The following is an 11755-nucleotide window of genomic DNA, read 5'->3' as shown; positions in this document are numbered from 1 at the left end:
TGGAAAAATGATATACATGATCGATAATTATGATTCATTTACGTATAATCTAGTGCAATACTTGGGCTCATTAGGGAAGGAACTGACCGTCAGCCGTAATAATAAGACATCTATCGAAGAGATAAGAAGGAATCAGCCGGAATATTTAATGATATCACCAGGGCCGTGTACACCAAATGAAGCAGGGATAAGTCTTGAGGCGATTAGGGCTTTTGCTGGAAAGCTTCCTATTTTTGGAGTGTGCTTAGGGCATCAGGCGATTGCTCAAGTGTTCGGCGGCACAGTAATTCAAGCTGAAAACTTAATGCATGGAAAAACATCCCTTATCCATCATGATAACAAAACAATATTTCGGGGGCTTCCAAATCCTTTCCCTGCAACAAGATATCATTCTCTTATTGTAGAGAAACACTCCCTGCCTGATTGTTTAGAGGTATCTGCTTGGACTGATGCAGGAGAAATTATGGGCTTACGCCATAAAGAGTTGCCCATTGAGGCCGTTCAATTTCATCCTGAATCAATTATGACAACTGCCGGCATGGAGCTTTTGTCTAACTTTGTGGAGCTATATAAAAAAGGGGACGCCTGATTATGTATATTTATATAAATGAAGAAATCCTCCCTAAGGAAAAGGCATATGTATCGGTTTTTGATCATGGGTTTATGTATGGAGCCGGATTGTTTGAGACATTTCGCACATACAACAAACATCCATTCCTATTAGACAGCCATTTAGAGCGGTTGAATAGGGGACTCGGACAGTTGAATATTACCCGCAGGTTTCAAAGGGAGGAAATAAATGCTATAATCCAGCGATTATTAACAAAGAACAGTCTGGAAAATGCGTATATTCGTTTTAATGTTTCTGCAGGAATAGGAGAAATAGGACTTCAAACAACTCCCTATAATGATTCAAACGTTATAATGTATATGAAACCATTACAAGCAATAGAAAAGCTGGTAGAGAAAAAAGCAGAATGGCTGAAGATTAACAGAAATACACCAGAGGGTAGTGAAAGGCTTAAGTCACACCATTATTTAAATAATCTTTTAGCGAAAAGAGAAATTGGTGATGATTTGTTGACGGAAGGGATCTTTCTAACAAAAGAAGGCTATGTTGCTGAAGGGATAACCTCCAATCTTTTTTGGATAAAAGATAAGGTCTTATACACACCGAGTTTGGAAACGGGGATATTGAATGGAATCACTAGACAATATATTCTTGCACAAGCAAACCGGACAGGTTTAGAGGTAAGGGAGGGACTTTATTTACCTGAAGAGCTGCTACAGGCAGATGAGGTTTTCGCCACAAACTCCATTCAGGAAATTATTCCAATCAAAAGCATTGGATTGAAAAATTATAAAGGAGCAGCTGGCCAAATGGTACAAATGCTTCATAAGGAATACAAAAAAAGCTGTTCGACATTATGGTCAATAGCGGAGCTGGGAGGTAATAGGTGAATGCAGGAAATACGTTGCGGAAAGTATACACTTCCTTTTAATGAAAAAACACTGATTATGGGGATATTGAATGTTAATCCAGATTCTTTTTCAGATGGAGGAAAGTATAATCAACTGGACAAGGCACTGAAGCATGCAGTGGAAATGGTAGAAAACGGGGCTGATATTTTAGATATTGGCGGGGAATCAACAAGACCGGGATATATCGAGATAACAGCAGAGGAAGAAATCGATCGGGTTGCTCCTATTATTGAGTTGCTCTCGAAGGAAGTGGATGTTCCTATCTCTATTGATACTTATAAGGCAAGTGTGGCAAGGTCAGCTATGGAAGCAGGGGCACATATTATTAATGATATATGGGGAGCAAAGCGAGAGCCAGAAATCGCTACTGTAGCAGCGGATTATGATGCGCCGATTATCCTTATGCATAATCGCAACGATCAGGACTATCAGTCTTTCATAGATGATGTACTTGCTGACATGGAGGAAAGCATTAATATATCTCTAAAATTCGGTGTTAACAAAGATAAGATCATTCTTGATCCTGGAATAGGCTTTGCAAAGAACTTAACAACTAACCTAGAAATGATGCGGAACTTGGACAAGTTTGTAGCGTTAGGTTATCCTGTTCTGCTTGGTACTTCCAAAAAATCTATGATCGGTAATGTTCTAGATTTGCCTGTATCAGAAAGAATGGAAGGAACGGGAGCTACAGTGTGCTTTGGTATACAAAAAGGCTGCCAAATTGTTCGAGTTCATGATGTTAAGGAAATGACCAGAATGGCGCGCATGATGGATGCTTTAATGGGAAAGGGGCAGTACAGTGGATAAGATAGCATTAAACAAGATGGAATTCTATGGCTATCATGGGGTTTTTCAAGAGGAAACTAAATTAGGACAAAGATTTATAGTTGATTTAGAAGTAGAGACAGATTTACAACAAGCAGGCACAACAGATAACTTGGAGTATTCCATTAATTATGGGCAGCTTTATTTTGATGTCAAGGAAATTGTAGAAGGTAAACCGTTCAAATTAATTGAAGCTGTCGCTGAAGCGATAGCTGATAAAATGCTAAACAGCTATAATCGAGTGCACGGTGTAATGGTACGTGTTATTAAGCCCGACCCGCCTATTCCTGGTCATTATCAATCTGTTTCTGTTGAGATATTGAGGAAACGCTAATGAGTAACACTGCATTTTTATCATTAGGTTCAAATATAGGTGAACGGCTAGAAAATTTAAGAGAAGCTGTGCTTATGCTAGAACAAAATAATAGTATAGAGGTGGTAAGTGTTTCCTCTATTTATGAAACAGATCCTGTAGGGTATGAGGAGCAGGAAATGTTTTTGAATATAGCTGTACAAGTAAGGACTTTGCTTTCACCGTTTGATTTATTAGGGGCTTGCCAAGATATAGAACAAAAGCTTGGAAGGAAAAGGATAATAAGATGGGGGCCACGAACAATAGACCTTGACATTTTATTGTTTAATCACGAAAATATAGAATCAGAGAAGCTAATTATTCCACATCCAAGAATGGAGGAGCGGGCGTTTGTATTAATTCCGCTTATAGAGATAGCTCCTTTCGTGAAAGTACCGAATAAATCAACGCATTTAAAAGAAAGTCTAGAGCTTTTGCATGATAAAGAAGGAGTAAGAGTATGGAGACATCAGAAAAATGGGGAAGACGTATTCGCGCTTTTCGAAAACTAAAAGGATATACACAAGAGAAGTTGGCAAAAGAACTGCTTGTGTCTGTATCGATATTGGGAGAAATAGAAAGAGGAAACAGAGTTCCCTCTGATGAGATTATTGACTCAATCGTTAGAGTTTTAAATATAAGCAGAGAAGAGTTAGACCCAAATGTTAATAGGTAATGCAAGAAGGAGGTAATTGCTTGTTTAAGATTGGCAATGTTGAGATGAAAAACCGTGTTGTTTTAGCGCCGATGGCAGGAATATCTAACTCGGCATTTCGCTTAACAGTAAAGGAATTCGGAGCTGGTTTGGTTTGTGCAGAAATGATCAGTGACAAGGGGATTGTTTCAAAAAACCAAAAGACAATGAATATGTTATATATAGATGAACGAGAAAATCCTCTAAGCTTGCAAATTTTCGGTGGAGAAAAGGATACATTAGTAGAAGCGGCTCGGTTTGTAGATAAAAATACTAATGCTGACATTATTGATATCAATATGGGATGTCCTGTTCCTAAGATTACGAAATGCGATGCAGGTGCAAAATGGCTTCTTGATCCAAATAAGATTTATGACATGGTTTCAGCTGTAGTTGAAGCGGTAGATAAACCAGTTACAGTGAAAATGCGCATGGGCTGGGATGAAGAGCATATATATGCTGTGCGAAATGCCCAGGCGGTTGAGCGTGCCGGTGGTTCAGCAGTGTCACTGCATGGACGTACTCGAGTGCAGTTGTATGAAGGTCAAGCAAACTGGGACATTATTCGTGAGGTTAAGCAATCTATTAACATTCCACTTATCGGGAATGGAGATGTGAACACGCCGCAGGATGCTAAAAGAATGCTTGAGGAAACTGGTTGTGATGCAGTAATGATCGGTAGAGCTGCATTAGGTAATCCATGGATGATTTACCGCACTGTGAATTATCTCGAAACAGGAGAGCTTGTGGAAGAGCCAACTGCACGTGAAAAAATAGATGTATGTATTCTTCATTTAGACCGTTTAATTGAATTGAAAAGTGAATATGTCGCCATTAGAGAAATGAGAAAGCATGCAGCATGGTATTTAAAGGGAGTCCCTGGCAATGGGAAGGTACGTAATGCTGTTAATGAATGTGAAACTCGTGAGCAGCTTGTTTCTGTATTAAATAGTTTAGTACTAGAAACGAAAGAAAAGGAAATACAAGTAGGATAATTACCTTATTTCTATTGCATATACCTGACTTAAAGGCTGCCGGTGAAAAAAACTGGCAGTTTTTTTTCTTTTTTAGTGTCTGTAGTTGTAACATTGTGTAGAATAATAAAGTATGTAATTAAAATTACGGTTTCCTTATGGGTGTCATACATAAATAAAGATAGTGGAGATGATTTTAGTATGAGTCATGAAGAATTGAATTTAAATGACCAATTACAAGTAAGACGAAACAAAATGACTGATCTTCGTGATCAAGGTATAGATCCTTTTGGTAAAAGATTTGAGCGTACTCACTTATCACAGGAATTGAAAAGCCAATACGATGCTTTTACAAAGGAAGAGCTTGAGGAAAAAGGCATTATCGTTTCTATTGCAGGAAGAGTAATGACAAAAAGAGGTAAAGGTAAAGCAGGTTTTGCTCATATTCAAGACCTTGAAGGACAAATACAGCTTTATGTAAGAAAAGATGCGGTTGGCGAGGAACAATATGCTATCTTTAATACGGTTGATTTAGGGGACATAGTTGGAGTAGAGGGAACTCTGTTCAAGACAAATGTTGGTGAACTTTCTATTAAGGTTAAGGATTTCACATTGCTGACAAAAGCATTGCGTCCACTGCCAGATAAGTTCCACGGTCTAAAAGATATTGAGCAGCGTTACCGTCAACGCTATCTTGATTTGATTTCAAGTGAAGAAAGTAAGCATACATTCATTCTTCGCAGCAAAATCATCCAATCTATGCGCAGATATCTTGATGATAACGGTTATCTAGAAGTAGAAACACCGATGATGCATTCAATTGCAGGCGGTGCATCCGCGCGTCCGTTTATTACACATCATAATGCATTAGATATGCCTTTATATATGCGTATTGCTATTGAACTTCATCTGAAAAGACTGATTGTCGGCGGCATGGAGAAGGTTTATGAAATTGGGCGTGTATTTAGAAATGAAGGGGTTTCTACAAGACATAACCCTGAGTTTACGATGATTGAACTTTATGAGGCATATGCAGACTATCGTGATATTATGAGCCTGACAGAAAACCTTGTAGCACATATCTCTCAAGAAATACATGGAACAACAACAATACCATATGGTGAATATGAAGTTGATCTAAAACCAGAGTGGACAAGACTGCATATGGTTGATGCAATTAAACAATATACTGGCGTTGATTTCTGGCCGCATATGACTGTTGAGGTAGCTAGAAAATTAGCTAAAGAAAACAATATTGAAATCAATGATAATATGACTTACGGACATATTGTTAACGAGTTCTTTGAGCAAAGAGTAGAGGAAAAGCTGATTCAGCCTACGTTTATTTATGGGCATCCGCTTGAAATTTCACCATTAGCGAAAAAGAATGATGAAGATCCACGCTTCACTGATCGTTTTGAATTATTCATTGTAGGAAGAGAGCATGCAAATGCCTTCACTGAATTAAATGATCCAATCGATCAAAGAGAAAGATTCGAAGCGCAAGTGAAAGAACGTGAGCAAGGAAATGATGAAGCGCATCTTATGGATGATGATTTTGTAGAGGCACTTGAATATGGCATGCCTCCAACAGGTGGACTAGGAATCGGTATCGATAGACTAGTTATGCTTTTAACAAATGCACCATCTATCCGAGATGTACTATTATTCCCATTAATGAGACATCGCTCATAATGTAGAAGCCCCGGAATGGACTGTCATTCCGGGGCTTTTAATATAAAGAAAATATTTAGGTTGTCTATTGGTTTTGAACCAATTCTTATGGGTAAAATGGAAATATAGTTATTAGAATATTTTTTCTTTAAAAAAATAGTTGCATCCTATTAATTACGGTGGTATATTTATATTCGTTGCTGAAACAAGATAGTAACGAAAATGAAAAATAAATTTAAAAAACTGTTGACTACATAAATGACTTCTGGTAATATTAATAAAGTCGTCTGATAGCGACAGAAAATTGCTCTTTGAAAACTGAACAAACAAACGTCAACAATAATCGTTTTTATAACTTCGTTATAGAAACAAAAACAAGTAACAAAAAGCTAGAGTTTAGCAATGAGCTAATCTTACTCTTTATCGGAGAGTTTGATCCTGGCTCAGGACGAACGCTGGCGGCGTGCCTAATACATGCAAGTCGAGCGGACTTAAAAAGCTTGCTTTTTAAGTTAGCGGCGGACGGGTGAGTAACACGTGGGCAACCTGCCTGTAAGACTGGGATAACTTCGGGAAACCGGAGCTAATACCGGATAATCCTTTTCTACTCATGTAGGAAAGCTGAAAGACGGTTTACGCTGTCACTTACAGATGGGCCCGCGGCGCATTAGCTAGTTGGTGAGGTAACGGCTCACCAAGGCGACGATGCGTAGCCGACCTGAGAGGGTGATCGGCCACACTGGGACTGAGACACGGCCCAGACTCCTACGGGAGGCAGCAGTAGGGAATCTTCCGCAATGGACGAAAGTCTGACGGAGCAACGCCGCGTGAGTGATGAAGGTTTTCGGATCGTAAAACTCTGTTGTTAGGGAAGAACAAGTACGAGAGTAACTGCTCGTACCTTGACGGTACCTAACCAGAAAGCCACGGCTAACTACGTGCCAGCAGCCGCGGTAATACGTAGGTGGCAAGCGTTGTCCGGAATTATTGGGCGTAAAGCGCGCGCAGGCGGTCCTTTAAGTCTGATGTGAAAGCCCACGGCTCAACCGTGGAGGGTCATTGGAAACTGGGGGACTTGAGTGCAGAAGAGAAGAGTGGAATTCCACGTGTAGCGGTGAAATGCGTAGAGATGTGGAGGAACACCAGTGGCGAAGGCGACTCTTTGGTCTGTAACTGACGCTGAGGCGCGAAAGCGTGGGGAGCAAACAGGATTAGATACCCTGGTAGTCCACGCCGTAAACGATGAGTGCTAAGTGTTAGAGGGTTTCCGCCCTTTAGTGCTGCAGCAAACGCATTAAGCACTCCGCCTGGGGAGTACGGCCGCAAGGCTGAAACTCAAAGGAATTGACGGGGGCCCGCACAAGCGGTGGAGCATGTGGTTTAATTCGAAGCAACGCGAAGAACCTTACCAGGTCTTGACATCTCCTGACAATCCTAGAGATAGGACGTTCCCCTTCGGGGACAGGATGACAGGTGGTGCATGGTTGTCGTCAGCTCGTGTCGTGAGATGTTGGGTTAAGTCCCGCAACGAGCGCAACCCTTGATCTTAGTTGCCAGCATTCAGTTGGGCACTCTAAGGTGACTGCCGGTGACAAACCGGAGGAAGGTGGGGATGACGTCAAATCATCATGCCCCTTATGACCTGGGCTACACACGTGCTACAATGGATGGTACAAAGGGCAGCAAAACCGCGAGGTCGAGCCAATCCCATAAAACCATTCTCAGTTCGGATTGTAGGCTGCAACTCGCCTACATGAAGCTGGAATCGCTAGTAATCGCGGATCAGCATGCCGCGGTGAATACGTTCCCGGGCCTTGTACACACCGCCCGTCACACCACGAGAGTTTGTAACACCCGAAGTCGGTGGGGTAACCCTTCTGGGAGCCAGCCGCCTAAGGTGGGATAGATGATTGGGGTGAAGTCGTAACAAGGTAGCCGTATCGGAAGGTGCGGCTGGATCACCTCCTTTCTAAGGAAAATGGATTTATTCCATTCATAGATTGTTGATAGTTTGTTGTTCAGTTTTGAGGGAGCAATTCCTCATGATATAAAATTGTTCTTTGAAAACTAAATCATATAGAAGAAAAACCAAGATTAAACCGAGTAATCGCCATCTTAGATTCTCTATGTAAATAGAAGAATTAGGGTAAAGAGTAACATCTTTAGCCAAAATCAAGTTAAGTTAGAAAGGGCGCACGGTGGATGCCTTGGCACTAGGAGCCGATGAAGGACGGGACTAACACCGATATGCTTCGGGGAGCTGTAAGTAAGCTTTGATCCGGAGATTTCCGAATGGGGAAACCCGCTATCCGTAATGGGATAGCATCGTTACTTGAATACATAGAGTAACAGAAGGCAGACCCGGGGAACTGAAACATCTAAGTACCCGGAGGAAGAGAAAGCAAACGCGATTCCCTTAGTAGCGGCGAGCGAAACGGGATTAGCCCAAACCAAGAGGCTTGCCTCTTGGGGTTGTAGGACACTCTACATGGAGTTACAAAGGAACGGGGTAGATGAATAGGTCTGGAAAGGCCAGTCACAGAAGGTAAAAACCCTGTAGTCGAAACTTCGTTCCCTCCTGAGTGGATCCTGAGTACGGCGGGACACGAGAAATCCCGTCGGAAGCAGGGAGGACCATCTCCCAAGGCTAAATACTCCCTAGTGACCGATAGTGAACCAGTACCGTGAGGGAAAGGTGAAAAGCACCCCGGAAGGGGAGTGAAATAGATCCTGAAACCGTGTGCCTACAAGTAGTTAGAGCCCATTAATGGGTGATAGCGTGCCTTTTGTAGAATGAACCGGCGAGTTACGATTACATGCAAGGTTAAGTTGAAGAGACGGAGCCGCAGCGAAAGCGAGTCTGAATAGGGCGATAGAGTATGTGGTCGTAGACCCGAAACCAGGTGATCTACCCATGTCCAGGGTGAAGTCCAGGTAACACTGGATGGAGGCCCGAACCCACGCACGTTGAAAAGTGCGGGGATGAGGTGTGGGTAGCGGAGAAATTCCAATCGAACTTGGAGATAGCTGGTTCTCTCCGAAATAGCTTTAGGGCTAGCCTCAAGGTAAGAGTATTGGAGGTAGAGCACTGTTTGGACTAGGGGCCCCCATCGGGTTACCGAATTCAGACAAACTCCGAATGCCAAATACTTATCCTTGGGAGTCAGACTGCGAGTGATAAGATCCGTAGTCAAGAGGGAAACAGCCCAGACCACCAGCTAAGGTCCCAAAGTATACGTTAAGTGGAAAAGGATGTGGAGTTGCTTAGACAACCAGGATGTTGGCTTAGAAGCAGCCACCATTTAAAGAGTGCGTAATAGCTCACTGGTCGAGTGACTCTGCGCCGAAAATGTACCGGGGCTAAACGTATCACCGAAGCTGTGGATTGACATCTATGATGTCAGTGGTAGGAGAGCGTTCTAAGGGCGTTGAAGCTAGACCGTAAGGACTGGTGGAGCGCTTAGAAGTGAGAATGCCGGTATGAGTAGCGAAAGATGAGTGAGAATCTCATCCACCGAATGCCTAAGGTTTCCTGAGGAAGGCTCGTCCACTCAGGGTTAGTCGGGACCTAAGCCGAGGCTGAAGAGCGTAGGCGATGGACAACAGGTTGATATTCCTGTACCACCTTATGAATCGTTTGAGCGATGGGGGACGCAGGAGGATAGGGTAAGCGTGCTGTTGGATTAGCACGTCCAAGCAGTTAGGCTGGTAATGAGGCAAATCCCATTACCGTGAAGGCGGAGCTGTGACGGCGAGGGAAATATAGTACCGAAGTTCCTGATTCCACACTGCCAAGAAAAGCCTCTAGCGAGATTCAAGGTGCCCGTACCGCAAACCGACACAGGTAGGCGAGGAGAGAATCCTAAGGTGAGCGAGAGAACTCTCGTTAAGGAACTCGGCAAAATGACCCCGTAACTTCGGGAGAAGGGGTGCTCTTTTGGGTGCAAGCCCGAGAGAGCCGCAGTGAATAGGCCCAGGCGACTGTTTAGCAAAAACACAGGTCTCTGCGAAGCCGTAAGGCGAAGTATAGGGGCTGACACCTGCCCGGTGCTGGAAGGTTAAGAGGAGGGGTTAGCGTTCGCGCGAAGCTCTGAATTGAAGCCCCAGTAAACGGCGGCCGTAACTATAACGGTCCTAAGGTAGCGAAATTCCTTGTCGGGTAAGTTCCGACCCGCACGAAAGGTGTAACGATCTGGGCACTGTCTCAACGAGAGACTCGGTGAAATTATAGTACCTGTGAAGATGCAGGTTACCCGCGACAGGACGGAAAGACCCCGTGGAGCTTTACTGTAGCCTGATATTGAATTTTGGTACAGCTTGTACAGGATAGGTAGGAGCCTTGGAAGCCGGAGCGCCAGCTTCGGTGGAGGCATTGGTGGGATACTACCCTGGCTGTATTGACATTCTAACCCGCACCCCTTATCGGGGTGGGAGACAGTGTCAGGTGGGCAGTTTGACTGGGGCGGTCGCCTCCTAAAAAGTAACGGAGGCGCCCAAAGGTTCCCTCAGAATGGTTGGAAATCATTCGTAGAGTGTAAAGGCACAAGGGAGCTTGACTGCGAGACCTACAAGTCGAGCAGGGACGAAAGTCGGGCTTAGTGATCCGGTGGTTCCGCATGGAAGGGCCATCGCTCAACGGATAAAAGCTACCCCGGGGATAACAGGCTTATCTCCCCCAAGAGTCCACATCGACGGGGAGGTTTGGCACCTCGATGTCGGCTCATCGCATCCTGGGGCTGTAGTCGGTCCCAAGGGTTGGGCTGTTCGCCCATTAAAGCGGTACGCGAGCTGGGTTCAGAACGTCGTGAGACAGTTCGGTCCCTATCCGTCGTGGGCGTAGGAAATTTGAGAGGAGCTGTCCTTAGTACGAGAGGACCGGGATGGACGCACCGCTGGTGTACCAGTTGTCTTGCCAAAGGCATAGCTGGGTAGCTATGTGCGGAAGGGATAAGTGCTGAAAGCATCTAAGCATGAAGCCCCCCTCGAGATGAGATTTCCCATAGCGTAAGCTAGTAAGATCCCTGAAAGATGATCAGGTTGATAGGTTTGAGGTGGAAGCATGGTGACATGTGGAGCTGACAAATACTAATAGATCGAGGACTTAACTAAAATGAAAAGCGGAAAAAGACCGCTTAAATCGGTAGGGTGTTGGAGCGCACGAATAGCAGTCGTAAGACTGTGTGTGAGTGAGTGAAACAGCCGTACGATTTGGCTTTTGAAGCTGGACAAAAGATTACTTGGTTCTTGCTTTTCTTCTTATATGATTTAGTTTTGAGAGAACAACTCATAAAAACATAATAGTCTGGTGGCGATAGCGAGAAGGTCACACCCGTTCCCATACCGAACACGGAAGTTAAGCTTCTCAGCGCCGATGGTAGTTGGGGGCTCTCCCCCTGTGAGAGTAGGACGTCGCCAGGCATATAACGGAGGATTAGCTCAGCTGGGAGAGCATCTGCCTTACAAGCAGAGGGTCGGCGGTTCGATCCCGTCATCCTCCACCATATATACGCCGATGTAGCTCAATTGGTAGAGCAACTGACTTGTAATCAGTAGGTTGGGGGTTCAAGTCCTCTCGTCGGCACCATCTTTTAAAATAAGATGAGTCATTAGCTCAGTTGGTAGAGCATCTGACTTTTAATCAGAGGGTCGCAGGTTCGAATCCTGCATGACTCACCATAATGCGGGTGTGGCGGAATTGGCAGACGCACTAGACTTAGGATCTAGCGCCGCAAGGCGTGGGGGTTCGACTCC

Annotated in this window: 8 protein-coding genes, 4 tRNA genes and 3 rRNA genes (1 of these 15 running past the window's edge); all 15 read left to right on the top strand. The window is 44.0% G+C overall.

Annotated features, from left to right (window positions below; translation table 11 throughout):
* Positions 1 to 7 precede the first annotated feature (7 nt).
* Complete coding sequence (gene pabA / locus CEQ21_RS12745) at positions 8 to 589, top strand: aminodeoxychorismate/anthranilate synthase component II (protein ID WP_185764862.1); 582 nt, start codon at positions 8 to 10, stop codon at positions 587 to 589.
* A gap of 2 nt (positions 590 to 591) precedes the next feature.
* A complete protein-coding gene (gene pabC / locus CEQ21_RS12740) occupies positions 592 to 1461 on the top strand; it encodes an aminodeoxychorismate lyase (protein WP_185764861.1) in 870 nt (289 codons plus the stop codon).
* Complete coding sequence (folP, locus tag CEQ21_RS12735; protein ID WP_185764860.1) at positions 1462 to 2292, top strand: dihydropteroate synthase; 831 nt, start codon at positions 1462 to 1464, stop codon at positions 2290 to 2292. It begins immediately after the preceding gene.
* The gene (gene folB / locus CEQ21_RS12730) at positions 2285 to 2644 is read left to right on the top strand and encodes a dihydroneopterin aldolase (RefSeq protein WP_185764859.1); all 360 of its coding nucleotides are present in this window, start codon (positions 2285 to 2287) and stop codon (positions 2642 to 2644) included. Before folP ends, folB begins: the two co-directional genes overlap by 8 nt.
* Positions 2644 to 3174, top strand: a complete 531-nt coding sequence (folK, locus tag CEQ21_RS12725) for a 2-amino-4-hydroxy-6-hydroxymethyldihydropteridine diphosphokinase (protein WP_185764858.1) — start codon at positions 2644 to 2646, stop codon at positions 3172 to 3174. The genes folB and folK overlap by 1 nt, the downstream gene beginning before the upstream one ends.
* A complete protein-coding gene (locus tag CEQ21_RS12720) occupies positions 3123 to 3338 on the top strand; it encodes a helix-turn-helix domain-containing protein (protein WP_127742490.1) in 216 nt (71 codons plus the stop codon). Before folK ends, CEQ21_RS12720 begins: the two co-directional genes overlap by 52 nt.
* Before the next feature lie 20 nt (positions 3339 to 3358).
* Entirely contained in the window at positions 3359 to 4351 is a 993-nt protein-coding gene (dusB, locus tag CEQ21_RS12715) for a tRNA dihydrouridine synthase DusB (RefSeq protein ID WP_185764857.1), read from the top strand.
* Positions 4352 to 4531: 180 nt separating this feature from the next.
* Positions 4532 to 6025: a lysine--tRNA ligase gene (gene lysS / locus CEQ21_RS12710; protein WP_185764856.1), complete on the top strand. Its 1494-nt coding sequence runs from the start codon at positions 4532 to 4534 to the stop codon at positions 6023 to 6025.
* A 399-nt stretch (positions 6026 to 6424) separates the two neighbouring features.
* Positions 6425 to 7973 (top strand): 16S ribosomal RNA (locus CEQ21_RS12705).
* Between the two features lie 206 nt (positions 7974 to 8179).
* Positions 8180 to 11113, top strand: a 23S ribosomal RNA gene (locus CEQ21_RS12700).
* Positions 11114 to 11305: 192 nt separating this feature from the next.
* Positions 11306 to 11422 (top strand): 5S ribosomal RNA (gene rrf, locus CEQ21_RS12695).
* Together the 16S, 23S and 5S rRNA genes with 4 tRNA genes alongside form the textbook arrangement of a ribosomal RNA operon.
* Before the next feature lie 7 nt (positions 11423 to 11429).
* Positions 11430 to 11505, top strand: a tRNA-Val gene (locus tag CEQ21_RS12690).
* A gap of 7 nt (positions 11506 to 11512) precedes the next feature.
* Positions 11513 to 11588, top strand: a tRNA-Thr gene (locus tag CEQ21_RS12685).
* 16 nt (positions 11589 to 11604) lie between these two features.
* Positions 11605 to 11680 (top strand) — tRNA-Lys (locus CEQ21_RS12680).
* A gap of 4 nt (positions 11681 to 11684) precedes the next feature.
* Positions 11685 to 11755: transfer RNA gene (locus tag CEQ21_RS12675), tRNA-Leu, on the top strand; it runs 14 nt beyond the window's last position.

This window comes from Niallia circulans (genome assembly GCF_007273535.1).
Classification (GTDB): Bacteria; Bacillota; Bacilli; order Bacillales; family Cytobacillaceae; genus Niallia; species Niallia circulans_B.
The sequence above is the reverse complement of the archived record's forward strand: the minus strand, read 5'-3'. Positions and strand labels throughout refer to the sequence as shown.

What these genes read in the sequence shown, in the direction of transcription:
- folP (WP_185764860.1), top strand. Translation starts at nt 1,462, where the DNA reads ATGCAGGAAATACGTTGCGGAAAGTATACACTTCCTTTTAATGAAAAA.
- CEQ21_RS12720 (WP_127742490.1), top strand. Translation starts at nt 3,123, where the DNA reads ATGGAGACATCAGAAAAATGGGGAAGACGTATTCGCGCTTTTCGAAAA.
- folK (WP_185764858.1), top strand. Translation starts at nt 2,644, where the DNA reads ATGAGTAACACTGCATTTTTATCATTAGGTTCAAATATAGGTGAACGG.
- pabC (WP_185764861.1), top strand. Translation starts at nt 592, where the DNA reads ATGTATATTTATATAAATGAAGAAATCCTCCCTAAGGAAAAGGCATAT.
- pabA (WP_185764862.1), top strand. Translation starts at nt 8, where the DNA reads ATGATATACATGATCGATAATTATGATTCATTTACGTATAATCTAGTG.
- lysS (WP_185764856.1), top strand. Translation starts at nt 4,532, where the DNA reads ATGAGTCATGAAGAATTGAATTTAAATGACCAATTACAAGTAAGACGA.